20 protein-coding genes are annotated in these 25,577 nt (G+C 61.8%); 13 read left to right on the top strand and 7 right to left on the bottom strand.

The features are described from left to right. The first annotated feature begins 171 nt into the window (after positions 1-171). Positions 172-1,944 (top strand): AMP-binding protein, encoded by a 1,773-nt coding sequence (locus FJ930_RS27105; protein ID WP_141840830.1) that lies wholly within the window; start codon positions 172-174, stop codon positions 1,942-1,944. 27 nt (positions 1,945-1,971) lie between these two features. Here FJ930_RS27105 and FJ930_RS27100 read toward each other — a convergent pair whose 3' ends face one another. From FJ930_RS27100 to FJ930_RS27090, 3 genes are all read right to left on the bottom strand, one after another. Then, positions 1,972-2,202 carry a hypothetical protein gene (locus FJ930_RS27100; RefSeq protein WP_141840829.1) on the bottom strand — a complete coding sequence of 77 codons (231 nt, stop codon included), beginning with the start codon at positions 2,200-2,202 and terminating at the stop codon, positions 1,972-1,974. 185 nt (positions 2,203-2,387) lie between these two features. Continuing rightward, on the bottom strand, positions 2,388-3,062 hold the full coding sequence (locus FJ930_RS27095; protein WP_141840851.1) for a TetR/AcrR family transcriptional regulator: 675 nt from the start codon (positions 3,060-3,062) through the stop codon (positions 2,388-2,390). A gap of 159 nt (positions 3,063-3,221) precedes the next feature. Continuing rightward, entirely contained in the window at positions 3,222-4,166 is a 945-nt protein-coding gene (locus FJ930_RS27090; RefSeq protein ID WP_141840828.1) for a nucleoside hydrolase, read from the bottom strand. 103 nt (positions 4,167-4,269) lie between these two features. Between FJ930_RS27090 and FJ930_RS27085 the strand changes: the two genes are divergently transcribed. The 4 genes from FJ930_RS27085 (at position 4,270) to FJ930_RS27070 (ending at position 8,044) form a co-directional block, all read left to right on the top strand. Next, positions 4,270-5,283 carry a 2OG-Fe(II) oxygenase family protein gene (locus tag FJ930_RS27085; RefSeq protein ID WP_141840827.1) on the top strand — a complete coding sequence of 338 codons (1,014 nt, stop codon included), beginning with the start codon at positions 4,270-4,272 and terminating at the stop codon, positions 5,281-5,283. 102 nt (positions 5,284-5,385) lie between these two features. Then, positions 5,386-6,243 (top strand): ABC transporter substrate-binding protein, encoded by an 858-nt coding sequence (locus tag FJ930_RS27080; RefSeq protein WP_141840826.1) that lies wholly within the window; start codon positions 5,386-5,388, stop codon positions 6,241-6,243. Positions 6,244-6,299: 56 nt separating this feature from the next. Beyond that, positions 6,300-7,241: an amino acid ABC transporter permease gene (locus FJ930_RS27075; protein ID WP_141840825.1), complete on the top strand. Its 942-nt coding sequence runs from the start codon at positions 6,300-6,302 to the stop codon at positions 7,239-7,241. Next, complete coding sequence (locus tag FJ930_RS27070) at positions 7,238-8,044, top strand: amino acid ABC transporter ATP-binding protein (protein WP_141840824.1); 807 nt, start codon at positions 7,238-7,240, stop codon at positions 8,042-8,044. Before FJ930_RS27075 ends, FJ930_RS27070 begins: the two co-directional genes overlap by 4 nt. Positions 8,045-8,063: 19 nt before the next feature. Here FJ930_RS27070 and FJ930_RS27065 read toward each other — a convergent pair whose 3' ends face one another. Next, positions 8,064-8,972, bottom strand: a complete 909-nt coding sequence (locus FJ930_RS27065) for a hydrogen peroxide-inducible genes activator (RefSeq protein WP_141840823.1) — start codon at positions 8,970-8,972, stop codon at positions 8,064-8,066. Between the two features lie 127 nt (positions 8,973-9,099). Here FJ930_RS27065 and katG point away from each other — a divergent pair, with 127 nt between their 5' ends. Further along, entirely contained in the window at positions 9,100-11,301 is a 2,202-nt protein-coding gene (gene katG / locus FJ930_RS27060; protein ID WP_141840822.1) for a catalase/peroxidase HPI, read from the top strand. Positions 11,302-11,374: 73 nt separating this feature from the next. On the opposite strand, the gene FJ930_RS27055 is transcribed toward katG, so the two are convergent. Next, positions 11,375-12,052: an MIP family channel protein gene (locus FJ930_RS27055; RefSeq protein WP_141840821.1), complete on the bottom strand. Its 678-nt coding sequence runs from the start codon at positions 12,050-12,052 to the stop codon at positions 11,375-11,377. A gap of 324 nt (positions 12,053-12,376) precedes the next feature. Here FJ930_RS27055 and FJ930_RS27050 point away from each other — a divergent pair, with 324 nt between their 5' ends. The 5 genes from FJ930_RS27050 to FJ930_RS27030 all read left to right on the top strand — a co-directional run bounded on the left by FJ930_RS27050 (position 12,377) and on the right by FJ930_RS27030 (position 18,103). Beyond that, positions 12,377-13,666, top strand: a complete 1,290-nt coding sequence (locus FJ930_RS27050; protein WP_141840820.1) for an RsmB/NOP family class I SAM-dependent RNA methyltransferase — start codon at positions 12,377-12,379, stop codon at positions 13,664-13,666. A 141-nt stretch (positions 13,667-13,807) separates the two neighbouring features. Next, on the top strand, positions 13,808-14,266 hold the full coding sequence (locus tag FJ930_RS27045; protein WP_141840819.1) for a PaaI family thioesterase: 459 nt from the start codon (positions 13,808-13,810) through the stop codon (positions 14,264-14,266). A 4-nt stretch (positions 14,267-14,270) separates the two neighbouring features. Then, complete coding sequence (locus FJ930_RS27040) at positions 14,271-14,936, top strand: 5'-methylthioadenosine/S-adenosylhomocysteine nucleosidase (protein ID WP_141840818.1); 666 nt, start codon at positions 14,271-14,273, stop codon at positions 14,934-14,936. 55 nt (positions 14,937-14,991) lie between these two features. Beyond that, the gene (gene guaA / locus FJ930_RS27035) at positions 14,992-16,554 is read left to right on the top strand and encodes a glutamine-hydrolyzing GMP synthase (protein ID WP_141840817.1); all 1,563 of its coding nucleotides are present in this window, start codon (positions 14,992-14,994) and stop codon (positions 16,552-16,554) included. Between the two features lie 292 nt (positions 16,555-16,846). Continuing rightward, complete coding sequence (locus FJ930_RS27030; protein ID WP_141840816.1) at positions 16,847-18,103, top strand: site-specific integrase; 1,257 nt, start codon at positions 16,847-16,849, stop codon at positions 18,101-18,103. Here FJ930_RS27030 and FJ930_RS27025 read toward each other — a convergent pair. After that, positions 18,057-18,353 (bottom strand): AlpA family phage regulatory protein, encoded by a 297-nt coding sequence (locus FJ930_RS27025; RefSeq protein ID WP_141840815.1) that lies wholly within the window; start codon positions 18,351-18,353, stop codon positions 18,057-18,059. The two genes, FJ930_RS27030 and FJ930_RS27025, sit on opposite strands and share 47 nt — an antisense overlap. 933 nt (positions 18,354-19,286) lie before the next feature. Between FJ930_RS27025 and FJ930_RS27020 the strand changes: the two genes are divergently transcribed. Together FJ930_RS27020 and FJ930_RS27015 are read left to right on the top strand one after the other, a co-directional pair. After that, on the top strand, positions 19,287-21,056 hold the full coding sequence (locus tag FJ930_RS27020; RefSeq protein ID WP_141840814.1) for a type I secretion system permease/ATPase: 1,770 nt from the start codon (positions 19,287-19,289) through the stop codon (positions 21,054-21,056). Next, a complete protein-coding gene (locus FJ930_RS27015) occupies positions 21,043-22,389 on the top strand; it encodes an HlyD family type I secretion periplasmic adaptor subunit (RefSeq protein ID WP_246677046.1) in 1,347 nt (448 codons plus the stop codon). Before FJ930_RS27020 ends, FJ930_RS27015 begins: the two co-directional genes overlap by 14 nt. A 98-nt stretch (positions 22,390-22,487) precedes the next feature. On the opposite strand, the gene FJ930_RS27010 is transcribed toward FJ930_RS27015, so the two are convergent. Next, positions 22,488-25,577, bottom strand: a 3,090-nt coding sequence (locus FJ930_RS27010; protein ID WP_141840813.1) for an Ig-like domain-containing protein, incomplete at its 5' end; no start/stop codon positions are given.

Here is a 25,577-nt window from a genome sequence, read left to right as displayed (position 1 = left end):
TGGACAGCCGCCGAAGGCGGATGGACGGGTGGGGTCCTTGCGGCAGTGCTCGACGTGAGACGGCTCCACCCCCGCCTCGCTACGCTCGGCACCCCCTCAAGGGCAGGGAATACCCAGTTTCCACCGTCCCGGTAGGCTGATAGGCTCGGCGCTGTGCTGGAGGAGACAGCGATGCCGGTCAATCTCGACGAGCTGAAGAACGCCACCAATCTCCGCGGACGCGGTGCGCGCGCCGGCAGCGTCTTCATCGCACCCCTTGACGGCAGGGCGCATGTCTCGGGCGAGCGCAAGGTGCCGCTGCTCGACAAGACCATTCCAGCGCTTTTCTCCGACACGGTCAGCAAATACGGCACGCTTGATGCCGCCGTCTTCGTGGGCCAGGACAAGCGCTTCACCTGGAGCGAACTGTCGGACACGGTGGATGCGCTGGCCGCCGGCTTCCTGGCACTTGGCCTTGAAAAGGGCGATCGTGTCGGCATCTGGTCGCCCAACCGCTGGGAATGGCTGGTGACGCAATTCGCTACCGCCCGCATCGGCCTGATCCTGGTCAACATCAACCCGGCCTACCGCCTGATCGAGCTCGAATATGCGCTTAACAAGGTCGGCTGCAAGGCGCTCGTCACCGCCGCCAGCTTCAAGACCTCGGATTATCTCGGCATGATCGAGACGCTGGCGCCGGAGATCGCAACGGCCACGCCTGGCAAACTCGAGGCAACGAAACTATCGTCACTGAAGATCGTCATCCGCATGGGCGAGGACAATTCGCCAGGCATGTTCAATTTCGGCGACGTGCTGGCCATGGCCGGGCGCGATGAGCACGACAGCCTCGACCGCATCTCCGAGGGGCTGAAGCCGAACGAGGCGATCAACATCCAGTTCACCTCAGGCACGACGGGCGCACCCAAGGGCGCGACGCTCACCCATTCGAACATCGTCAACAATGGCAACTTCGTCACCTCGGCGATCAAGCTCACCGTCGATGACCGGCTCTGCATCCCGGTGCCGCTCTATCATTGCTTCGGCATGTCGATGGGCACGATGGGCTGTGTCTCCAAGGGCGCGACCATGGTTTTCCCGAGCGAGGGCTTCGATCCCGGCCTGACGCTGAATGCCATTTCGCAGGAGCGCTGCACCGGCCTCTATGGCGTGCCGACCATGTTCGTCGGCATGCTCGACCACGCGGATTTCGACACATTCGATCTTACCAGCCTGCGCACCGGCATCATGGCCGGTTCGCCATGTCCGATCGAAGTGATGAAGAAGGTGGTGTCGCTGATGCATATGTCGGAGGTGACCATCGCCTATGGCATGACCGAAACCAGCCCGGTCTCGTTCCAGAGCGGCGTCGACGATCCCCTGGAAAAGCGTGTCTCCACCGTCGGGCGCGTCCACCCCCATGTCGAGGTCAAGGCGGTCGATGCCGACGGCGCCACCGTTGCGGTCGGGGCGCCGGGTGAACTGTGCACGCGCGGCTATTCGGTGATGAAGGGCTATTGGGACGACGAGGCAAAGACCCGCGAGGCGATCGACAGCGACGGCTGGATGCACACCGGCGACCTCGCAACAATAGACGCAGAGGGCTATTGCAACATCGTCGGCCGGGTCAAGGACATGGTCATACGCGGCGGCGAGAACGTCTATCCGCGCGAGGTCGAGGAATTCCTCTACCGCCATCCCAAGGTGCGGGAAGTGCAGGTGTTCGGCATTCCCGACGCCAAATATGGCGAGGAGCTGTGTGCCTGGATCGTGTTGAAACCTGGCCAGATCGCCACCGAGCAGGAGATCAAGGCCTTCTGCGCCGGCCAGATCGCCCACTATAAGGTGCCACGCCACATCCGCTTCCGCACCGAATTGCCGATGACGGTGACCGGCAAGCCGCAAAAATTCCTGATGCGCCAGGCGATGGTGGAGGAACTGGGGCTGGTGACGCAGAAGACGGCGTGAGGGGCAATCTTCAGATGAATGCCAGACTTAGTCAGAAAACTTCACGCTCACTCCGCGCTGCCGAAAATAAGCCTGCATCAACTTGCGACCCGAGCGGTTGTTCTGCACCAATCTGGTCGGATCGAACACTGCCTGCTTAATCCCCTCTCGTGTCAGCGCTGCCTTGAGCGTCGCGATATGTGCGTCTAGGTCGGCATTGTCCGCTCGCAGTGAGGCATAGATATTCTCGGTCGCATCGGCCACGGTCAATTCGTTCACGGTGTCGTCCTTTGATTGATTGGGCCGCTGCCTAGCACAGATCCGCGGCTCAGCCGATACCGATAAGATCATCAGTCCACAGCGTCCCGGTGGTCGGCACAATCCATCGATGAGGCACAAAGCCGCCCCGCCGTTGTCGCCTCACGAAGGTCGTCTTTGGTCGTGCCTTAACCGAAGGCCGCCTTCTACCGCCGTCCGCCCTTCATCTCCGACGGCCGTGGCGCTGTCCCCGGCTCCTGCACAAGTGGTCCGAGCAGCACTTCACCGAACAGCGGCTGGTAGCTCCTGCGCACCGCCGGATCTTCCTTGAAGGACAGCGCGTACTGGCCGATCTGGTGGAAGTAGGTGATGCGGGCCCTGACCAGGCTTTCGTCCGGGGGGTAGCCCATGGCGCGGAACGAGCGGATCAGGAGCTCGATGCGCAGGTTGTCCATGTCCTTGACTTCCTGCGTCAGCTTCTTCGACGTTCGCGACCAGTCGCGCACCGCCAGATCCAGCAATGGGCTGAACGGCGCTTCATCCACCCAGACATGCACGATGTCAGTGAAGAACTGCAGGCCATCGACATCGTGCATGTCGCGCATGGCCCAGAAGGGCGCGCAATTGATATCGCGCCACTCTTGCAGCAGGCCGTCGCGAAGATCGGCCAGGCTGGCGAAGTGGAAGTAGAAGGAGCCGCGCGTCACCTTGAACTGTTGGGCAAGACGGTCGATCTTGACCTCTGCGATGCCGCGCTTCTCCAGCACCTTGCGCGCCGCCGCGATCCAGGCCTCGCGGCTGAGCGTCTGCCGCGCCACCTTCTGACCCGGGGCGGCCTTGGACGGTCTCTTGCCTCTTGCCGGGGCGCTGTCCGCTTTCATGTGGTCAAGACCTTCATCGCCATGCGCGACGCCTCCAACCCGTTCGCCGGCTTCGATGCGCTCCGCGATTCTCCAGGAGTCCATCTATCGCGGAAGGCCAAAGCAATTCCAGGAAAAGTGGTTTTCCGTCCGGAATTGCACGGAAACAAGGCTCTTAGCTTAGGGTAATGCGCTGATCCGCTCCAGCATGAGCTCGAAGAACGGCGCCGGATCGATGCGCCGCAGGACGTTGCAGTTTTTGCGCCGGCCGGTCACGTGCCACCAATCGACCACGGTCATGCCGATCGTCTCCGGCGAAACGATGTCGACAGTCACCGCGCACTGGCGCTGCTCATAGATCCGTGGCGCCAGCAGATAGCCGGTGACGCAGGCATCGTGGATCGGGCGCGCCGGCGTTTCGAATTTGTGGGTGCCATACTCGCGGTAGAAGTCCGCGAGGTTCGCGGCCTCGATCGCGGCGCGACTGCCGGTTGCGCGCAGGCGCTCCAGCCATTCAGGCGTCATCAGCGCGGTGTAGGTGCAGTCTATGCCCGCCATGGTCACGGGCGCGCCGCTGTCGAACACCTTATGCGCGGCATGCGGGTCGACGAAGATGTTGAACTCGGCCGCGGGGGTGGCGTTACCGCCCTGGAAGAAGCCGCCGCCCATCAGCACGACTTCGCGCAGGCGGGGCACGATCCTCGGCTCCATGGTCATGGCCATGGCGAGGTTGGTCATCGGTCCGAGCGTGCAGACGGTCAGCTCGCCCTCCGGCGCGTCCATGATCGTGCGCACCATGTAGTTGACGGCGTGTTCGCTCTTGAGCGGCGTCACCGGTTCGGGCAGGTCTGCACCGTCGAGGCCGGTTTCGCCATGCACATATTCGGCCGTGATCAGCTTGCGCACCATTGGCGCCGAGCATCCGGCATAGACCGGCACATCCGGCCGCCCGGCAAGCTCGACCACCTTCAGCGCGTTCTTCGACGTCAGGGCAAGCGGCACGTTGCCGCCGACCGTGGTGACGCCGACCACCTCGAGCTCGGACGGGGATCCTAGCGCGAAGAGGATCGCGAACGCGTCGTCCTGGCCCGGATCGGTGTCGATGATGATCTTGCGTGGTGCCATGATGCCGCGTCCTTCCTTTTGCGATCGAAAGCCTATTGATGAGGCCGCTCGGATGTGTAGAAATACAGTACTGTATCTTATGTTCAAGACAGGGTGTTCGAAAATGGATGCACAAGAGCGCGGCGATTTTTCCGAAATTCCAATCCTCGACGTCTCCGCGCTCTATGGCGACGACGAGGGCGCGATCCGGGCCACGGCGGCGACGCTGCGCCGCTATCTCGAGACGATCGGCTTCCTCTATGTCACCGGCCACCCCATTCCGCGCGCCGACGTCGAAGCCGTCCGCGAAGCCAGCAAGCGCTTCTTCGCCTTGCCCGAGGACGAAAAGGCGAAGCTGAAGATCGACAAGAATTTCCGCGGCTACCTGCCCTTTGCCGGCTCGACCATCGTGACCTCGTCGGTGGCGACCGTCAGCAAGCCCAATCAGAGCGAGTCGATCTTCTTCATGCACGAGGTCGGCGCCGAAGACCCCAGGGCCCTGGCCGAAAAGCCGCTGCAAGGCCCCAACCAGTGGCCGGACGAGGCCGCCGTTGCGGGCTTCAGGCAGACGATCGAGCGCTATGTCGATGAAATGTGCACGCTCGCTCGCAAGATGGTCCGCGCCATCGCGCTCTCGCTCGGGCTGCCCTCCGACAGCCTCGACCGCTATTTCGAGCAGCCGACGACCTTCCTGCGGCTGCTGCATTATCCGACGCAGCCCCAGGAAGAAGGGCTCTTCGGTTCGGCGCCGCACACCGACTACGGCTTCATCACCTTGCTTGCGCAGGACGATGTCGGCGGCCTCGAGGTCAAGAACAAGGCCGGCGACTGGGTTCCAGCACCTCCGGTCCCGGATTCCTTCGTCATGAATGTCGGCGACATTCTGGCGCGCTGGTCGAACGACCAGTTCGTCTCGACGCCGCACCGCGTCATCAACCGCTCGGGACGCGAGCGCTATTCGCAGCCCTTCTTCTTTGATCCATCCATGGACGAGACGATCGAGGCGCTGCCGGTCTGCGTGCCGGCCGGCACGCAGCCGAAATACGAGCCGGTGCTCTACGGTGACTACCTGATGGAGCGCATCGACAAGAATTACCATTACCGCAAGAAGAAGGCGGCGGAAGCGGCCAACGCGTAGGCGAATGCCGAGCACGGGCCGGTTCCGAACGGAGACCGGCCCGGACTTTGCGTGGTTTTGCCTGATGAAGACTGCAAACAAGCAAAAGAAAGGGGAACAGCAATGAATGCATATCTGCGAATGACCGGCCTTGCGCTGGCGATCTCCGCGACCGTCTGGGGTGGGATTTCCCGGGCCGCCGAGGTACCGAAATCCACAGACGTCAAGCAGAGCGGAACGCTCGCCGTCGCCAACACGCTGGACTTCGCGCCGTTCGAATATCTCGATGCCGACGGCAAGCAGACCGGCATCATCATCGAACTGGCCGGCGAGGTGGCCAAGCTCGTCGATGCCAAGCTCGACGTGCAGCGCACGCCGTTTCCTTCCATGATACCCGGGCTTGCCGCCGGCCGCTTCAAGATCGCCTGGGAGACGTTCTCGGCCACGCCCGAGCGGTTGAAGCAGGTCGATTTCGTCATGTTCCTGAAGGCTGGGCTGGCTGTCTCGACGTCGCCCGAGAAGAAGGCGAGCTTCAGCGGCGACACTCCGCTCTGCGGCAAGCGCATCGGCGTCTCGGCCGGCAGCGCCTCGGATTTCCTCGTCGACAAGCTTGGCAAGGAGTGCACCGACAAGGGCCAGCCGGCCATCGAGAAGTCCGTCTTCAACTCCTCGACCGACATCGTCCAGGCCGTACTGTCCGATCGCGTCGACGCTCGTATGGACGATGCGACCGCGTCGAGCTATTTCGAGGTGACCAGCAAGGGGCAACTGGTGGTGCTGCCGACGCTTTACGAGGTTGCGCCCCTCGGCATGGCGATCGCCAAGGACGACAAGGAGACCGCCGACATGATGGTGGCAGCACTTGCCGAGCTGTTCAAGAACGGCACCTACAAGGCTATCCTCGAGAAGTACGGCATGGGCGCCTACGCTATCAAGGAACCTTACTTCGTCGGGTCCATGGACGCGCTCCGCGCCGAATGAAATTACCCGGCGCCTGATCCTTAATCAGGCGCCGGCCAGCAACCAGGAGACTGTTGATGGGCGTGGCCCACCAGACCGAGATCGGCGTCGAGCCGGGCGCTGCCGCTGCCGTGTCGCGATTGACCGTCGTGCCGCAGCGCCGCTACGGCATCTGGGTCGGCACGGCGTTCGCCCTGCTGCTGGCCTTCCTGATCATCCGCGCCTTCGCCAGCAATCCCGCCTTCGCCTGGGGCACGGCGGCCGGCTACCTGTTCCATCCCTCGATCATGCGTGGTCTGGGCAACACGCTGATGCTGACCGTCATCATCATGGTGCTGGGCATCGTGGTCGGCACCGTCATCGCCATCATGCGGGTGTCGCCGAGTCCGGTGCTGCGTGGCTTCGCGGGCGTCTATGTCTGGTTCTTCCGGGGTGTCCCGGCCCTGATCCAGCTGATCTTCTGGTTCAATCTCTCGCTGCTGGTGCGCGAGATTTCGCTCAGCCTGCCTTTCCTGGGCACGCTTTTTTCCGTGCGCACCAATGATTTCATGACGCCGTTCCTTTCCGCCGTCGTCGCGCTTTCGCTTTGCGAGGCCGGCTACATGGCCGAGATCATCCGTGCCGGCATCAAATCGGTGCCATCAGGCCAGTCGGAGGCCGCGAGCGCGCTCGGCATGCCTTACCGCATGATCCTGAAGCGCATCACGCTGCCGCAGGCGATGCGCTTCGTGCTGCCGCCGACCGGCAATGAGGCGATCAATCTCCTGAAGATGACCTCGCTGGTGACCTTCATCGCCGTCGACGACCTGTTCTACACGGCGCAAAGCATCTATGCGCGCACCTTCGAGACGATCCCGCTGCTGATCGTGGTCGCCTTCTGGTATCTCGCGGTGGTCAGCATCATGTCGGTGGGACAGCATTTCCTCGAACGCCATTTCGGCCGCAGCGACACCCGACGAGATCCCCTGACGATGCGTGCCCTGCGCAACGCCATCAGCCTGCGCGGCGTTGCCCGATGAGTGATGTGAAGTCCGAAAATCGTGCCCGCTTCGGCGTGCCGGCCAACTCCATGGTGTTCGCGCGCGGCGTGCGCAAGTCCTATGGCCCGCTCGAGGTCCTCAAGGGCGTCGACCTCGATGTCTCCGAGGGATCGGTGGCCTGCATCATCGGCCCGTCGGGATCCGGCAAGAGCACGTTCCTGCGCTGCATCAACCATCTGGAGAAGCTCAGCGCCGGCATTCTTTTGGTGGACAGCCAGTTCGTTGGCTACGACCTCCAGGGCGACAGGCTCCATGAGGTCAAGGACGATCTCCTGTGCCAGCGCCGTGCCGAGATCGGCATGCTGTTCCAGTCGTTCAACCTGTTCTCGCACATGACGGTGATGGAGAACCTGATCGAGGCGCCGACGCAGGTGCGGCGCATTCCCGCCGATCAGGCCAAGGCCGAAGCGGAAGTCCTGCTGCGGCGCGTCGGCCTTGCCGACAAGGTCGACCGCTACCCGCGCGAGCTTTCCGGCGGCCAGCAGCAGCGCGTGGCGATCGCCCGCGCCATGGCCATGAAGCCGAAGGTGCTGCTCTTCGACGAGCCGACATCGGCGCTCGATCCGGAACTGGTCGGCGAGGTGCTGCAGGTGATGCGCGATCTCGCCGAAAGCGGCATGACGATGGTCGTCGTCACCCACGAGATCGGCTTCGCCCGCGAGATCGGCGATCAGCTCGTCTTCATGGACGGTGGTGTGATCGTCGAACGTGGCGCGCCGCGCGAGATGATCGCCAACCCGCGATCGCCGCGCACCCGCGAGTTCCTGTCCCGGGTTTTGTGAGGGCCGGTCCGACCGCTCCTCAGGCTGCCAGCACCGCCGCGCCGAGGCTTCGGATGATCTTGGCGAGTTCCACGCATTCGCCGTGGCGGGCATTGTTGCGCCGCCAGGCAAGGCAGATCATCCGTTGCGGCATCGGCTCCTGGAACGGCACGATCTTGAGGTCGGGGATGGCGCCGGCCGGTCCAGCCGCCATTTCGGGAATGAGCGTGACGCCGAGCCCGTGCGCCACCATCTGCAGGAGCGTGGTCAGGCTGGTGGCGCCGTAGCTTGCCATCGCCACCGGCCGCACATTGCCGCAGACCGCCAGCGCCTGTTCGCGCAGGCAATGCCCTTCCTCCAGCAGCATCAGCCTTTCCAGCGCCGGGCTTTCGGGCGGAACCGGTGGCGAGGCAAAGGCCGGATCGCCCGACGGCACGGCGAGAAAGAACCGGTCGGAGAACAGCGCCTCTGTGATCAGGCCCGGGTGATCGAGAGGAAGTGCCGCGATGAAGGCATCGAGCTTTCGCGAGGCGATGTCCTCGACCAGGGAGGTGGTGACCGCCTCGCGCAGTTCGAGCAGCAAGGCCGGGAAATGCTTCTTCAGTTCGGGCAGGGCGCGCGGCAGAAGATAGGGCGCGACGGTTGGGATGATGCCCAGTCGGAAGCGCCCCTCCATGGCCGTGCGGCCGTGCCGCGCTGTCGTCTCGACGTCACGTATGTCGGCCAGGATGCGCTCGATGCGCGGCAAGAGCGCAATCGCTTCGTCGGTCATGCGGACCGACCTGCCGCCGCGTTCGAACAGCCGGCAGTTCAGGCGCTGCTCCATTTCCGCGATCTGCGAGGAGAGCGCCGGCTGGCTGACGCCGGCGAGTTTTGCCGCGCGTCCGAAATGCAGCGTCTGCGCCAACGCGTCGAAATAATGCATCTGCCGGACGGTCAAGCCTATCATAAGAAAATCCTATTGAAATGAACAGGAAAGGCAATTTGTTTTTATCACGAATGCGGCCTAGTCTGGAATCATTCCAGAATGGTGTGCCTCGGCTGCCTGGAAACCTCGGCAAAAATTGGAGAATAAGATGGACGCGAAAACCGACGACAACAGCGCTGGCAAATGCCCCGTGGCGCATGGATCCGCCGGCAGGACCAACCGTGACTGGTGGCCGAACCAGCTCGATCTTGCCGTTCTTCATCAGCAGTCCAACCTGTCGGATCCGATGGGTGAGGACTTCGACTATGCAAAGGAATTCAAGAGCCTCGATCTCGATGCGGTGATCAAGGATCTCCGCCACGTCATGACGGATTCGCAGGATTGGTGGCCGGCCGACTTTGGCCATTACGGCCCTTTGTTCATCCGCATGGCCTGGCACAGCGCAGGCACCTATCGCATCGGTGACGGCCGTGGTGGCGCCGGAGCTGGCCAGCAGCGTTTCGCGCCGCTCAACAGCTGGCCGGACAACGCCAATCTCGACAAGGCCCGCCGCCTGCTGTGGCCGGTCAAACAGAAATATGGCCGCAAGATCTCCTGGGCTGACCTGTTGATCCTCACCGGCAATGTCGCGCTGGAATCGATGGGCTTCAAGACTTTCGGTTTTGCCGGTGGGCGCGCCGACGTGTGGGAGCCCGAACAGGATGTGGACTGGGGTTCGGAGACCAAGTGGCTCGGTGACGAGCGTTACTCCGGCGACCGCGAGCTTCAGGGCCATCTCGGTGCCGTCCAGATGGGCCTGATCTACGTCAATCCGGAAGGCCCGAACGGCAAGCCCGATCCGCTGGCCGCGGCGCGCGACATCAGGGAAACCTTCGCCCGCATGGCGATGAACGACGAGGAAACCGTGGCGCTGATCGCCGGTGGCCATACCTTCGGCAAGACCCATGGCGCCGGCGACGCCTCGCTGGTGGGGGCAGAGCCGGAAGGCGCTGGCATCGAGGCGCAGGGCCTCGGCTGGTCGAGCAAGTATGCCACCGGCATTGCTGGCGACGCCATCACTTCGGGTCTCGAGGTCACCTGGACCACGACGCCGACCAAATGGAGCAACAACTTTTTCGACAACCTCTTCAACTACGAATGGGAACTGACGAAGAGCCCGGCCGGTGCCCATCAGTGGACGCCGAAGGGCGGCGCCGGCGCCGGCACGGTGCCGGATGCGCATAATCCCTCCAAGCGTCATGCGCCGGCGATGCTGACCACCGACCTCGCGCTGCGTTTCGACCCGGCCTATGAGAAGATCTCGCGGCGTTTCCACGAGCATCCGGACCAGTTCGCCGATGCCTTCGCCCGCGCCTGGTTCAAGCTGACCCATCGCGACATGGGTCCGGTCGCGCGCTATCTCGGCCCGTTGGTGCCGAAGGAAGAACTGATCTGGCAGGATCCGATTCCGGCGATCGATCATGAACTGGTCGGCGAGCAGGACATTGCGTCGCTGAAGGCGAAGATCCTCACATCGGGTCTGTCGGTTTCCGAGTTGGTCTCGACCGCCTGGGCCTCGGCCTCCACGTTCCGCAATTCCGACAAGCGCGGCGGCGCCAACGGCGCCCGCATCCGCCTGGCGCCGCAGAAGGACTGGGACGTCAACCAGCCGGCTGAACTGGCGAAGGTGCTTGCCAAGCTCGAGGGCATCCAGAAGGAGTTCAACGCCGGCGGCAAGAAGGTCTCGCTCGCCGACCTGATCGTGCTTGGCGGCGTCGCCGCGGTCGAAAAAGCCGCCAAGGACGGCGGCCATGAGGTGAAGGTGCCGTTCACGCCCGGCCGCATGGACGCCTCGCAGGAGCAGACGGACGTGCACTCCTTCGCCGCGCTCGAGCCGAAGGTGGATGGCTTCCGCAACTATGTCAGCGGCAAGCAGCCCATGTCGGTTGAAGCGATGCTGGTTGACCGGGCACAGTTGCTGGCGCTGACGGCGCCGGAATTGACGGTGCTCGTCGGCGGTCTGCGGGTGCTCGGCGCCAACACCGGCAAGTCGAAGCACGGCGTGTTCACCGACAGGCCGGGCACGCTGACCAACGACTTCTTCGTCAATCTGCTCAGCATGAACACAGTCTGGGATCCGGCTGCCGGCTCCGTCCCAGGCTCGGAAGAAGTGTATGAGGGTCGCGACCGCAAGACCAAGGCGGTCAAATGGACCGGCACCCGTGCCGACCTGATCTGCGGTTCGCATGCGCAACTGCGTGCGCTGGCAGAGGTCTATGGATCGGCGGACGCCGGGCAGAAATTCGTCCGAGATTTCGTCGCGGCATGGACCAAGGTGATGAACGCCGACCGCTTCGACATCGCGCGCTGATCCAGGCAGATACTCACTCAACAAAAAGGCGCGGGCCACGGTCCGCGCCTTTTCTTCATTCAGGTCTTCGAGATCAATCCTTTTCGAAGACACGCGCCTTGGCCACGACGCCGGCGACGGCGCCGCCGATCAGCGGCGCGACGATGAACAGCCAGAGCTGGCTGATCGCTGCACCGCCCGAGAACAGCGCCGGGCCGATGGAGCGGGCTGGATTGACCGAGGTCCCGGTGACCGGGATCATGGCGAAGTGAATGCCCGCCAGCGTCAGGCCGATGACCAATCCGGCAAATGCCGTCGAGTGCTTTTCAGCGGTAACGCCGAGGATCACGGTAACGAAGGTGAAGGTGCCGATCAGCTCCCACAGGAATGCCGAGCTCATGCCCCATTTCGCCTCATCCCAGCCATTGGCACCGAAGCCGCCTGTGTGGCCGCCGGCTTGGCCGGAAACGATGATCCACAACGCCAGCGAAGCCAGGATGGCGCCGATGATCTGCGCGATCCAGTAGGGAATGACGTCCTTGGCCGGCAGTCGGCCGGCAAGGAAGACGCCGAGCGTCACCGCCGGATTGAGATGCGCGCCCGAAATCGGACCGATCGCATAGGCCGCCGCGATGAGACCGATGCCGAATGCCAGGCCAATGCCTTCCTGACCAAGGGGAAGCGCGCCGCCGAAGCCGCCCGTCACCACCGACGCCGTGCCGATGAATACCAACAGAAATGTGCCTAGAACTTCCGCCAGATAAGTCTTCATTGCCCTCTCCTCGTGACGATCCGCCGGTCCGCGTTTTCCGCGCCGCGAATCATGGTTGGAAGAGTATTCCCAACCGAAAAACTTGGAAAGCAGAGCTGTTGCGCCATGTACGGTGCTTGCGCTCACCCAGTTACGAACATTAGAGATCTTTCATCTACTGGTCGCTCTGCTGGTGCCGACCCGGATGATTTCTTGATCGGACAGATTTGGCAGGCCACGGTCCGGCTGCTGCCTCGTCGCGAGTCGGAGCGGGGTTCAATCCGGACGTGAAAGGCTCTAAGAGCAGGCCGAGAGATGAACGTGCTCGATTTGATGGAATAACGAATGCGACTGGGCGGACGGCTGGCTGCGGCCATCGAAGTGCTGGAGGACATTGGCCGGCGTCACCGGCCGGTGGCCGATGCGCTGAAGGATTGGGGGCTCTCACACCGTTTCGCTGGCGGCGGGGATCGCGCCGCGATCGGCAACATCGTCTACGACGCGCTGCGCCACAAACGCTCCGCCGGCTGGCTGCTCGGCGAAGACACGCCGCGTGCCATCGGCTTCGGGGCGCTGCTGCTCGAATGGGGCCAGACGGCGCAATCACTCAACACCGGGCTCGAAGGCGACAAGTTCGCGCCGCCGCTGCTCAGCGCCACGGAACTCCAGGCAATCGCACAACGCAGGCTTGCCGACGCGCCGCCCGCGGTTCGCGCCGACATACCCGATTGGTGCGAACCGCTTTTCGAACGGGCCTTCGGCGGGACATGGGTCGAGGAGGGCGCCGCGCTTGCCACCCGCCCGCCGCTCGACATCCGGGTCAACACGTTGCAGGCCGACCGCGCCAAATTGCTGGCCGAGCTGGCGCAGACCGGGGCCAGCGCCGCACGGATCGCGCCACAGGGCATCCGCATCCCGCCCATCGACGGCGACGGCAGGCACCCTAACGTGCAGGCCGAGCCGTCCTTCCAGAAAGGCTGGTTCGAGGTCCAGGACGAGGGGTCGCAAATTGCCGCAGCGCTTGCCGGCGCGACGGCCGGGATGCAGGTGCTTGACTTCTGCGCCGGCGCTGGCGGCAAGACGCTGGCGCTGTCGGCCGCGATGGAAAATCGGGGCCAGATCTTTGCCCATGACGCCGAAAAGGCACGGCTGGCGCCGATCTTCGACCGCATCCGCCGCTCGGAAAACCGCAATGTGCAGGTCGTCACCAAGCCGGCTGAACTCGCTCCGCTCGCCAAGCATATGGACATCGTGCTGGTCGACGCGCCCTGTACCGGCAGCGGCACCTGGCGGCGCCGTCCCGATGCCAAATGGCGGCTGACGCAAAGACAGCTCGACGCCCGCAAGGGTGAGCAATCGGCGATCCTCGACGCGGCACGCGCCTATGTCAAACCCGGCGGCCTACTGGTCTACATCACCTGCTCGGTATTCGACGAGGAGAATGGCCAACAGGTCGCGGCATTCCGCGAGCGCAACAGCGGCTTTGCTCCGGTCGATCACCGCGCGCTCTGGAACAGCTGTTTTCCAGGCCATGAGGCGGCCGCGCGGATCGGCGCCGGCGGGGATGTTTCACTGTCGCCGGCGCTGAGCGGCACTGACGGATTCTACTTCTGTGCCATGCGCAGGGCCAGTTGAACCGCAAAGGGGCGCCCCCATATCACAGGAGATTCGATTTCTCTGCCAAGACCGGGCCGAATGCTGCACTGCAGCAAAAGCATTGCCTGCTGCCCGTGCCTCTGCGATAAGCTTTCCCGGCAAACCTGAAGGCAAATCGTGATGGCGGCAAAGATCGTACCGGCTCCAGACTATGAGGATCGCGTCAGGGCGTCCTTCGCGCGCCAGCAGGCGATGGCGACCATCGGTGCCGAACTGACGCTTGTGACGCCCGGTATCATCGAGATCGAGATGCCTTATTCGGCGGCGTTGACCCAGCAACATGGCTTCCTGCATGCGGGTGTCATTTCGACCGCGCTGGACTCGGCCTGCGGCTATGCGGCATTCTCGCTGATGCCGGAGAATTCAGGTGTGCTGACCATCGAATTCAAGGTCAACCTTTTGGCGCCGGGCAGGGGCGAGCGTTTCCTGTTCCGTGGCACGGTGACCAAGCCCGGCCGCACCATCATCGTTGCCGATGGCCAGGCCTATGCCTTCGCCGCCGACGGCGAGGCCAAGCTGATCGCCACCATGACGGGGACGATGATGACGATGGTTGGCCGTGATGGGATTGCAGGGTGATCCGATGGACAAAATTGTGCGGATCGGTGGCAGGGATGTCCTTTTCGTCATGGCGGCGCAGGCCGAATATGGTCCGCATCTGCAGCGGCTGTTCACCCCGCTGATGACGGGTGTCGGCCCGGTCGAAGCCGGCGTCCGGCTCGGCGCGGAACTGTCTTGGCTGAAGTCGCAGAAAGCCTTGCCTGATCTCGTCGTGTCGCTCGGTTCCGCCGGAAGCAGGACGCTTGAGCAGACCGAGATCTACCAGGCCGTCTCCGTCGGTTATCGCGACATCGATGCGTCGCCGCTTGGCTTCGAGAAAGGCGCGACGCCGTTTCTCGACCTGCCGGTGACCGTGCCGCTGCCGTTCCGCATCCCGGAGATAAAGGAGGCCACGCTGTCGACCGGTGGGGCGATCATCACCGGCGCGGCCTACGACACGATCGCGGCCGACATGGTGGACATGGAAACCTTCGCATGCCTGCGCGCCTGCCAGTTGTTCGATGTGCCTTTGATCGGGTTGCGCGGCATTTCCGACGGCGCGGCCGATCTCAGGCACGTTGGTGACTGGACTGAATACCTCCATGTCATCGACGAGAAGCTGGCCGACGCCGTCACGCGTCTTGAACAGGCGATCGGGTCGGGCACGCTGCGGACGGATTCACCTCATGAAGAGGTGAGACCGCTCTGAACGTCAGGCTACGCAACCCATTGCGCAGACTCGTTTCTTTCTCTAAACGCTCGCCATGACAACAGCCAATCATCCCGACACCGTCCTGATTGTCGATTTCGGCAGCCAGTTTACGCAGCTCATTGCCCGCCGCATCCGCGAGGCGGGGGTGTTTTCCGAGATCGTGCCGTTCCAGTCGGCCGAGGCGGTGTTCAAGCGCATCAATCCAAAAGCGGTGATCCTGTCTGGTGGCCCCGCGTCGACCAGCGATATCGGCAGCCCGCGCGCGCCGCAGATCGTCTTCGACGCCGGCGTGCCGGTGCTCGGCATCTGCTATGGCCAGATGGCGATGTGCGTGCAGATGGGCGGTGTCGCCGAAAGCTCCAACCATCGTGAATTCGGCCGCGCCTTCGTCGAGATCGAAAAGGACAGCCCGCTGTTCGAGGGCCTGTGGGCCACCGGCCAGCGCCATCAGGTGTGGATGAGCCATGGCGACCGCGTCATCGCCCTGCCGCCGGGTTTCGAGGTCTTTGGCAAGTCGGAAAGCTCGCCTTTCGCCATCTTCGGCGATGTCGGGCGCAGGATGTACGGCATCATGTTCCACCCCGAGGTGGTGCACACGCCCGACGGTGCGAGGCTGCTCAGGAACTTTGTCCACAACATCGCCGGCATCGAGGGCGACTGGACGATGCGCGCCTATCGCGAACACGCGGTCGAGGCGATCCGCAAGCAGGTCGGCAAGGGCAAGGTCATCTGCGCGCTGTCGGGCGGCGTGGACTCCTCGGTCGCCGCGCTGCTGATCCACGAGGCCGTCGGTGACCAGCTGACCTGCATCCTCGTCGACCACGGCCTGATGCGCAAGGACGAAGCGGCCGGCGTGGTTTCGATGTTCCGCCAGCATTACAATCTGCCGCTGATCCTGGTCGATGCCTCGGACAAGTTCATCTCGGCGCTGGAAGGCGAAGCCGATCCGGAGAAGAAGCGCAAGACCATCGGCCGCCTGTTTATCGAGGTGTTCGAGGAAGAGGCGCAGAAACTGGGCGGCGCCGATTTCCTGGCGCAGGGCACACTCTATCCCGACGTCATCGAGAGCGTCTCCTTCACCGGCGGCCCGTCGGTGACCATCAAGTCGCACCACAATGTCGGCGGCCTGCCCGAGCGCATGAACATGAAGCTGGTCGAGCCGCTGCGCGAACTGTTCAAGGACGAGGTGAGGGCGCTGGGCAAGGAACTCGGCCTGCCCGAAAGCTTCATCGGACGCCATCCGTTTCCCGGCCCCGGCCTCGCCATCCGCTGCCCGGGCGGCATCACGCGCGAGAAGCTGGAGATCCTGCGCGAGGCCGACGCGATCTACCTCGACGAGATCCGCAAGGCCGGCCTCTACGACGCCATCTGGCAGGCCTTCGCCGTGCTGCTGCCGGTGCAGACCGTTGGCGTGATGGGCGACGGGCGCACCTACGAATTCGTCTGCGCCCTGCGCGCCGTCACCTCGGTCGACGGCATGACCGCCGATTTCTACCACTACGACATGGGCTTCCTGGGCGCTGCCGCCACGCGCATCATCAACGAGGTCCGCGGCATCAACCGCGTCGTCTACGACGTCACGTCGAAACCGCCCGGCACGATTGAGTGGGAATGATTCAGGCCTGCTCAAACGTCGTCGAAATTACGCCACGGTACGACGCAATGCATTGAAAGAAAAACGAAATCCTCTCCAGAACATTCGGTGACTATCGGCACGTAGAGTTTGGCTCTGATGGCTTGCCCGACGGGTCTCCGTTGTATTGCTCGGACGAAATTTTCAAAGTACCGTCACGGTCAATGAGGCTCGTGACGGTACTTTTTTGCTTTTAACACATTGAAAGAAAAAAGAAATATCTGCCACGAGCCCTTGAAAATGTGCTGACGGTACTTTTCGGGAGACAATAGTGATGCTGACGGACGCCGCATTCAAAGCATTGAAACCAAAAGATAAAATATACAAAATTGCGGACCGCGATGGGATGTATGTTCGCGTCATGCCGAGTGGCGCGATCTCGTTTCGCCTGGATTACAGGCTCAATGGCCGCCGGGAGACCGTCTATCTAGGCAGGTACGGACGCGATGGGATCTCGCTTGCTCGCGCCCGAGAAAAATGCCTCGACGCAAAGCGCGAGGTCCGCGAGGGGCGCTCTCCGGCGATCGAGAAGCAGCGCGAGAAGCGTCGCCTGAAGGAGGCGAAGTGCTTTGGCGAGTTCGGGGAGAAGTGGTTGACCGGGGCGCCGATGGCCGACAGTACGCGTGCCATGCGACGTTCGATCTTGGAGCGTGAACTGCTGCCGGTCTGGCGCAATCGTCTCTTGACGGAGATTACGCCGGACGACCTAAGAGCCCACTGCGGCAAAATCGTCGATCGCGGAGCCCCGGCAACGGCTATCCACGTGCGAGACATCCTGAAGCAGATCTACAGCTTCGCGATCTTGCATGGTGAAAAGGTCGCCAATCCTGGGGACGGCGTTGGGCCGGCATCGATCGCAACCTTCGTGCCGAGGGACCGCTCACTGTCACCCTCTGAAATTCGAGTGATGCTTAAGCAGCTCGAACATATCGCTACGCTTCCCACCATCCGTTTGGGGATGCGGCTCTATTTGCTCACGATGGTACGCAAGAGCGAGTTGCAGGACGCCGTTTGGGACGAAGTCGACTTCGAGAATGCGGTGTGGACAATCCCCAAGGAGCGGATGAAGCGCTCGAAGGCACATAATGTTTACCTGTCGCGCCAGGCGCTCGACATCATGATCGCCCTGAAGACCTGCGCGGGGAATTCAAGGTATCTTCTGCCTTCGAGGTACGACGCGGATGCCCCTATGTCGCGCGCCACCTTTAACCGGGTGACATACGCAGTCGTGGAACGAGCCAGGGCGGAAGGTCTGCCCCTGGAGCCGTTTACGGTCCACGACCTGCGGCGAACGGGTTCCACCCTGCTGAATGAACTTGGTTTCAACAGTGACTGGATCGAAAAGTGCTTGGCGCACGAGGATGGGCGCTCGTCGCGCGGCGTCTACAACAAAGCCGAGTATAAGGTGCAGCGCCGACACATGATGCAAGAGTGGTCCGACATCTTGGATGCATGGGCCGACGGCAGAAGACACATCCCAACTCTCATTCCGCCGTCGATGCCGATCTTGGAGCCCGATCCTGCTCTTTGACCGGGCGGGTCTTACGTTGCTTCACGTCGGGCGCCGGAGCTCGGAGGATTGGCTTTGAGCGGCGAGCAGCGAGCCATGCCTGAACCTCGCCTAGGTCCCAAACCACGCATCGTGGCGTCAATGCGAAGCGCCGCGGAAACTCTCCCCGCTGCTCCATTTCGTAGATAGTGCTGTCGGCCAGCGGAACTATCTCGCGTAGTTCATGCCTGCGAACGGTTCGTCTGATCGACACTGGTTGCGCTCGGCCCATGTTTCACCTCCATCGCAAACGCTGCGGCAAATTGAAACCGATAGGCTGAGACATTTAAAGCGACGCGTGGAGCGAGTAGAAAAAAACAGTGGCGCCGGCGTGCAAAAGGGACGGTGGTTCTTCAGGATTAACGGTCGGACGAGGAGGAGTGCGGGCAACCGTATCACGGCGGGATGGCGTCCGCCGCGGCCTAATACATTACGAACGTCATCGGGGGTTCGAGCCTTGAGAGGGCTACCACCAATACAGCGCTGTCGTAGAAATCATCTGCTAATGGAACGTTCGCAGCGGGTTTATAGGGGTTAGATCTAGCTAGTTCGCTTCAACCGCCTTGCGGCGCTTATCTCAAGGGGTTCTCATAGGCCTCGCCGGCAACAATCGCGTATGCTCGAGCACCCTTCAGTGTCGTCGCTGGCGGGGCAAATGACTGGCCTAACGTAGTAGCAACGCGTCCCAATCCACCGTCACGTTGGTTCGAAACTGTTTGCCTACTTGAAGCAGTCAACCAGCCCAAATACAACGTCTCATATTCAGGCAGGGCCTTACCCAAGGCGGGTTGCCTAACATCGAGCACGCGGGCCTCGATCAGCCCATCCGAGGCCGCCCGCAACCGTTGGCGCTCGCGGTGAATTATCTGTGGCCTGATGCCGGTATAGGCCGTTCAAGGCCGGTAACGAAGTATGGCCACCGCAACCAGGCGGGATGGGTAAGGACATCAGGTTTGTCGAGCCAGTTGATCAAGAGCCTGATTTATCCGGGCGCGCAGCAACCGCCCTGATCCCTCAATGCATCGATTTTGCTGGCGTAGCGCCAGTCGGCGCCGGTCCTCTTTACTATGGCTCTCAAAAGAATCGCAGTCGATAGCGTGCCAACCTCGAATGATATATAAAGATTGCCTAATGTGCGTGCATTTCCCAGGGGGCAATTCCGGGCATGTCAAGTTCTATAAACCGAAAGGTGCTATCGAGAAGCGTGGCCGAAATGGGCCTCTTCTCCGCGGTGATGAACACGCTCGTGCTGATCCTGCCTCTCTATATGCTGCAGGTCTATGACCGGGTGTTGCCCGCCGCCAACCTGGATACTCTCACCTACCTCACCTTGCTTGCACTCTCATCGCTCTTGCTGTTCGGCGTGCTTGAAGTCGTCCGCGGTGTGTATGCGAGCCGCCTCGCCGCACGCATGGATGTCTCTTTGGGCACGTCGTCTTTTCTCGCCGCAATGAGTGGTCCACGCGCTGGACTCGGCGATGTTCAAGCATTGCGTGACCTGGCCACTCTGCGGGGATTTATCGCCTCGCGAACCATTTTCTTTCTCTTCGATCTTCCATTTGGCCCTATCTTTGTGGGCCTGCTCTATTTCATCCACCCGTTGCTGTTCCTTGTAACGGTCGTCGGGGCGGTTCTCATGGTATTTATTGCCGTGCTGAACCAAGTCGCAAGTTCGCGGCCCGGCAAAGAGGCGGCGGAGAGTCTTGGCGCTGCAATGAATTCGGCGCAGGCCTTCGCGCGAAACTTCGAAACGGTCCGCGCACTCGGCATGGTGTCCAATGCGATAGAGTTCTGGGGCACCCGTTTTTCCGGCTCTCTGCATGCCTCCGATGGGCTCGCTCGCACCAACGCATTTTATGGTGGTGTTTCCCGCACCACACGATCGGTACTGCAGATCGCGATATTGGGCGTCGGCGCTTATCTGGTCCTGCACAACGAGATGACCGCCGGTATGATATTTGCGTCCTCGATGATTTCCGCACGCGCCCTGCAACCTCTGGATCAGATCGTTGGGAGTTGGCGGCAGATCATCGACGCCAATCTTGCCTGGAAGCGGCTTTCAGCTGTCCAATCGAGGTCGGGACCAAAGGAAAATGTCGCATTGCCAACGCCCCAAGGGGCGTTGAGTGCGGATCAGTTAGTCTATCATCTTCCAGGTTCGGCCGACGGCTCCCTGCCGCTTATAAAGCGGGTGACCTTTGAAGTCCCCGCTGGCGAAACAGTCGCGATCGTCGGGCCAAGCCAAGCTGGAAAATCGACTCTGGCGCGCCTCATAGTTGGTGCCATCGAGCCCCGATCGGGGGTCATCCGCATCGATGGCGGCGATATTCGAAACTGGGATCCGGAGGAGCTCGGCCGCCATATTGGCTATCTTCCCCAGGATGTAGAACTTTTCCCAGGAACAATCGGCCAGAACATTACTCGTTTCGAGCCGGATGCGCCTGACGGGAAATTGGTTCAAGCAGCTCAACAGGCGCAGGTGCATGAGCTCATCTTGGGGCAGAGGGATGGATATTCGACGTTGATCGGCCCGACTGGCGTCCGCCTCTCGGGTGGCGAGCGTCAGCGCATCGGCCTTGCGCGCGCCTTTTACGGTGAACCCAAGATCCTGGTACTCGATGAGCCCAATGCAAATCTGGATTCCGACGGCGAAGCCGCGCTCGAGCGGGCTATCATCCAGGCCCGTTCACGGAAAACGACCGTGCTCGTCATCACCCACCGGCCCTCCCTCGCTTCCAAATGCGATCGCATCCTCATGCTTCGAAATGGTCAGGTCGAGATTTACGGTTTGACCAAGGACGTCCTCGACCAACTTGCCCAGCGACGGAGCCAAGCGGCAGCGGCGGCGGCCGCTCAGTCGCAAGACAATGAAGGAGTGGTGCCTTTCCCGTCACCGGCTCGCGTTGACATAAAGGTCGCCAATGATGGTTCCTAGCCAAGCCATCCAAGCGCACGCCAAGGTGTATCGCTGGCAGCGCAATGTCGACACACGCACGAATCGGATCACGCTGGCCGGCTATGGAAGCGTGGCCGTTTTCGTGCTCGGCTTCGGGTTCTGGGCGGCCACCGCACCCATCGGGGGAGCGACGATCGCGCCGGGTGTGGTGGCTGCAGCTGGGCAAAATGTCATGATCCAGCACCTCGAAGGAGGCGTGGTCAGCAGCATCAAGGTCCGGGAGGGCGACAGGGTCTCAAGAGGCCAAGCCCTGATCGTGCTCGATCCGACGGTCGCGCAATCCCAACTGAACCGCGTTCTGAAGCAGTGGGTTGCACAAAAAGCCGAAATTTCGCGGCTCGAAGCAGAGCGGGACGGACTTGAGAAAATTGTCTTGTCCAGTGACCTCGGAGCATATTCGGGGGCTTCCGAATATAGCGATGTCTTCGGAGAGCAAAGCAAGGAATTTGAGGCGCGGCTAGCGCGCTACGCCGCGGAACAGGGGATTCTGAAGCAACGGGTAGCAGCACTTCAGGATGCCATTGTTGGGCTCAAGGCTCAAAAGGAGGCCGCGGAAAACCAGCTCGCAATCGTCAATGCGGAAACTGAACGCAAAAAGCGTCTGCTGGAAAGAGGGCTGACAAATCGTTCGGAATACACAGATCTTCTACGCAGCACCGCCGACTTGGTAGGCCAGGCAGGATCCCTAGAGGCGCAGATCGCCAGTTCTGCAACCCAGACCGTGGAAGCGCGTCAACAGATTGAACGGCTAACAACCAGCCGGGTCGAGGATGCCGTGACCGAGATGAACAAAGCACGGGCACAGGTCGCGGACCTGGAGGAACAAATCAACGCTGCTCGATCGGTCCTCGACCGGACGACCATTCGGGCCCCGGTCGACGGCATCGTCGTTCGATCCCTCTACAATTCTCAAGGCAGCGTCATCAGAGCGGGAGAGGTTGCGATGGAACTCCTGCCGACCACGAACGAGCTCATCGTCGAGGCCAGGATAAAGCCCGAAGACATCGACTCGATCCGGGTGGGGCAGGATGCGAATATGATGTTTACGGCGCTCAATGCGCGCACGACGCCGAAAGTACCCGGAAAGGTGTTCTACATCTCGGCAGACCGGCTGATTACCCCCAGCACGGGGCTGCCTTATTTCACCGTACGGCTGAAAATGGCCGACAAGCTGCCACCGCAGGTCAAGCCCGAGCAGATCTATCCGGGCATGCCGGTCGAGACATTCATCTCAACGGGCGAGCGGACGTTTCTGGCCTACCTCACCAAGCCACTGGTCGACTCGTTCCAGCGGGCATTCCGCGAGAAATAGGCCCGCCCTACGTCTTGGAATATCCGAAATTCAGATCTGAAGCGGCGCCGGTTTGATCCGGCGCCCGCTTCAGATTGGTCCTTGCGGCCGTTCAACGGTCAGACGAAGTGGAATTCGTCCGCCGGATGATAGCCAACCACGGTCCGGCCGGTGCCATCGTCGGCTACCGTGAAGCTGTCTGCATCGTACGCGCCGATGATGTGGAGCGTGGCATCATGGGTACCGTCCGAAACCAGCAGCGTTCCTCCACTTCCATCCTGGTTCATATGATAGACGGCGGATGTTCCTGTGCCGAACAAGATGTCTCCGAGGTCCACCTTGTCATCATTGGTGATGCCGGCGATGCTTCCGCTGAAATCGAATGAATCGTCCAGCTGCAATGTGCCGGCAGCATCCGCCGCGAAGGTGACGTTGGTGGAAGAGGCTGCGTGAAACTCCAGCTGCGACATGTTGCCGATGATGGCATCGCCGTCGCCGGTAACCTGACCCCCTATCGCAATGTCACCGCCATTGGCCCAGATCAGTCCGGAATTGGCGACGGCACCGTTGACCGTCAGGCCACCCGAACCCGTCGCCTCCAGAATCCCGGAGTTGGCGACTGTGCTGCCGCCAGTGTCGATGACCAGCGCATGCGTGCCGGTGGCGATGATTGTGCCTTGGTTGTCCAGGGACAGCAGGCCGCCGCCGAGTTGACCGGCGCCGGAGATGGTGTTGTCGACATTGGTGAAGGTGACATCGGCGGCCGTGCCGGAGACCATGTTGGCATCACTGTCGGAGAGGACGACCTGCCCGCCGCCTTGCAGGGTTATGCCGTGCTGGATGAGCTGCAGCAGCGTATCGCCGCCGGTCGAGTCGAGCGAGATGAGGCCGGTATTGTTGACCGTGCCGCTCAGCGGCAGCAATGCGCCGTCGCCGATCGTCATGGTGCCGGCATTGTTGACCACCGGCGTCTGGTCGAAGACGAAATTGCTGCCAGCGAGTGCGCTCGAATGCACACCATCGAGCGTGATCGACTGCCCGGCGCCGAGGCTGATCACCGTATTGCCGTTTCCATCATCGGCCATGTGCGCTTGGACGTCGGCGAAGTCTGCCAAACCGGAATAGCCAATGAGATCGATCTGGTCCGCCGCCGCGTCGAAACTGTGCACCGTGTCGTTGCCGATCGGCTGCGAGAAGACGAACAGGTCGTTCCCGCCGGAGCCGGTCAGCACGTCGTCGCTGGACCAGGCGAAGATCGGCGAACCCGACGCGTAGGCTTCGACGTTGTCGGCGATAAGTTTAGCCACCGTACTGCCGTCTCCATCCATCCAGGTTTCGGTGACGTTCAGTAAGGTCGCCCCCGCAAATTCTGCTGGTGAGGTGATCGCCAGCGAACCCAAGTCGTTTGTCTGCACGACCCAGGTGCCGTCATCAAGCAGCGTGGCGCCCTCAAGAGTCCAGCCAACTGGAACTCCAGCCACGCTCACCGTGATCACATCGCCCGAACTTTCCGAGGGGCCAGTTAGGCCAAGGTTGATCTGCTCTCCAGCGATTCCGGCTGGCGCCACTCCTGTCACAAAATCGGCGGCGGTCAGCGAAGTCACCCCTGAAAGATGGATTTCCAGAAGACTTCCGTCCCCTCCGGAGAGAGCACCATTCGTAGCATTGCCATAAACAATGGTCTGGTTGTTGGTCGTGTCGACGAACCAGGCAAACGTATGCGCGGCGATGCTACTGTTTGCTGCTGCCAGTGAGGTGCCTACAGAGGAGATTGCAAACCCCGAGGTAGCCGCAATCTTGTCGGAACCAGAGGTAAAATCGACAATCGTGTCAAAAGCGCTGTGTGTCGATTCGGAAGCCGCAGTATAGCGGAATGTGTCGTTGCCGGCACCGCCCGAGAGGATATCCGCGCCGGTGCCTCCGGTTAGGATGTCGTTCCCTAGTCCGCCAAGTAACAAGTCGGAACCGGCACCGCCGAGGAGGGTATCGTCACCGCCGAGGCCCACGAGAATGTCGTTGCCGTTTCCATTTGTGTCACCGTCGATGGCGCCGATGGTCTGGCCAACATTCGTGCCAACGATCGTGTTGTCAGCGCTGTTTCCAGTCAAGTTTGTCGTGAAGAGATCTGGCAGGTTCGCTTCGGCCGCACCGATGGCCGAATAATTTATCACTGCCCCATTCGCGGCAGCCACCGCCAATTGGGCCTTACCAAAACCTGCTACTTTGGCGTTCCAAGCCGACCCGGAAAGGTCGAGCGCATCGTTGTTGCTGATGCTCCCGTCCAAATATGTTTGCAAACGCGCCTCATAGGTGGCGTCTGCCAAAATTGATTCTAGCTGAGCCACGGAGAAAAGCAGGGTTACACTGTCATTGGGATTTCCAGGTGTGCCAACCGGGACTGTGTCGGCGAAGTACGACGTCGTCCCATTGAGATGGTTCCATGCAGTCGTAAGAGTGTCCTGACTGCCGCCCATATAAACCGACCAGGCGCCTCCTGTTGCAGGGTTGTTATCAAACGTGGCTTTCGAGAAGTCGGCAGTGTCCTGAGCTGATCCAAAGTCAATTATATGTCCACTGGAAGCTCCCGCCGTTACCGCGATCGACACCGTAACGACGTTGCTCGAAGCGGTTCCGTCACTTGCATGGTAAGTGAACGTGTCGGTGCCAATGTAACCGGAGGTCGGAGTGTAATCAAAGCTTCCGTTGGCGTTTAGAGTGAGAGTGCCGTGCGTAGGTCCTGCATTAAGCACGGCGGTAATTGCGCTATCGACATCAGTATCATTGGCAAGCACGCCATCAGGCGTGCCCCCCGCGACAATGTGAAGTGCGCCGCCGCTCGCCACCGAATAGACATCGCCCTGCGCCACTGGCGCGTCGTTGGTGCCGGTGATGGCGAAGTTCACCGCGGTGCTGGCGGTGCCGGTGCTGCCGTCCTTGACGAAGACGGTGAAGTTGTCGCTGACGCTGGCGCCCTGGGCCAGTCCATCGGTGTCGGTGTCGGCATTGTTCAGCGCGTAGCTCACGATGCCCGTGCCGGTGGTCAGTGTGGCGATGCCGTAGGTGCCGGTCTTGGTGTAGGTCACCCCGCCATTGCTGGTCGCCCAGCCATTGCTGGTCAACGCCGTGCCGTCGTAAGTAGCCGCGTCGCCGGCGTCCACATCGCCCTTGGTCAGCGCGATGCTGGCCGAAGCGGTACCCGCCGTGCCAAC

The sequence above is a fragment of the Mesorhizobium sp. B2-4-15 genome (assembly GCF_006658505.1).
Classification (GTDB): Bacteria; Pseudomonadota; Alphaproteobacteria; order Rhizobiales; family Rhizobiaceae; genus Mesorhizobium.
The sequence above is the reverse complement of the archived record's forward strand: the minus strand, read 5'-3'. Positions and strand labels throughout refer to the sequence as shown.

Excerpts from the sequence above, each read along its gene's own strand:
- FJ930_RS27105 (WP_141840830.1), top strand. The coding sequence starts at position 172 with ATGCCGGTCAATCTCGACGAGCTGAAGAACGCCACCAATCTCCGCGGA.
- FJ930_RS27095 (WP_141840851.1), bottom strand. The coding sequence starts at position 3,062 with ATGAAAGCGGACAGCGCCCCGGCAAGAGGCAAGAGACCGTCCAAGGCC.
- FJ930_RS27090 (WP_141840828.1), bottom strand. The coding sequence starts at position 4,166 with ATGGCACCACGCAAGATCATCATCGACACCGATCCGGGCCAGGACGAC.
- FJ930_RS27085 (WP_141840827.1), top strand. The coding sequence starts at position 4,270 with ATGGATGCACAAGAGCGCGGCGATTTTTCCGAAATTCCAATCCTCGAC.
- FJ930_RS27080 (WP_141840826.1), top strand. The coding sequence starts at position 5,386 with ATGAATGCATATCTGCGAATGACCGGCCTTGCGCTGGCGATCTCCGCG.
- FJ930_RS27075 (WP_141840825.1), top strand. The coding sequence starts at position 6,300 with ATGGGCGTGGCCCACCAGACCGAGATCGGCGTCGAGCCGGGCGCTGCC.
- FJ930_RS27070 (WP_141840824.1), top strand. The coding sequence starts at position 7,238 with ATGAGTGATGTGAAGTCCGAAAATCGTGCCCGCTTCGGCGTGCCGGCC.
- FJ930_RS27065 (WP_141840823.1), bottom strand. The coding sequence starts at position 8,972 with ATGATAGGCTTGACCGTCCGGCAGATGCATTATTTCGACGCGTTGGCG.
- katG (WP_141840822.1), top strand. The coding sequence starts at position 9,100 with ATGGACGCGAAAACCGACGACAACAGCGCTGGCAAATGCCCCGTGGCG.
- FJ930_RS27055 (WP_141840821.1), bottom strand. The coding sequence starts at position 12,052 with ATGAAGACTTATCTGGCGGAAGTTCTAGGCACATTTCTGTTGGTATTC.
- FJ930_RS27050 (WP_141840820.1), top strand. The coding sequence starts at position 12,377 with ATGCGACTGGGCGGACGGCTGGCTGCGGCCATCGAAGTGCTGGAGGAC.
- FJ930_RS27045 (WP_141840819.1), top strand. The coding sequence starts at position 13,808 with ATGGCGGCAAAGATCGTACCGGCTCCAGACTATGAGGATCGCGTCAGG.
- FJ930_RS27040 (WP_141840818.1), top strand. The coding sequence starts at position 14,271 with ATGGACAAAATTGTGCGGATCGGTGGCAGGGATGTCCTTTTCGTCATG.
- guaA (WP_141840817.1), top strand. The coding sequence starts at position 14,992 with ATGACAACAGCCAATCATCCCGACACCGTCCTGATTGTCGATTTCGGC.
- FJ930_RS27030 (WP_141840816.1), top strand. The coding sequence starts at position 16,847 with ATGCTGACGGACGCCGCATTCAAAGCATTGAAACCAAAAGATAAAATA.
- FJ930_RS27025 (WP_141840815.1), bottom strand. The coding sequence starts at position 18,353 with ATGGGCCGAGCGCAACCAGTGTCGATCAGACGAACCGTTCGCAGGCAT.
- FJ930_RS27020 (WP_141840814.1), top strand. The coding sequence starts at position 19,287 with ATGTCAAGTTCTATAAACCGAAAGGTGCTATCGAGAAGCGTGGCCGAA.
- FJ930_RS27015 (WP_246677046.1), top strand. The coding sequence starts at position 21,043 with ATGATGGTTCCTAGCCAAGCCATCCAAGCGCACGCCAAGGTGTATCGC.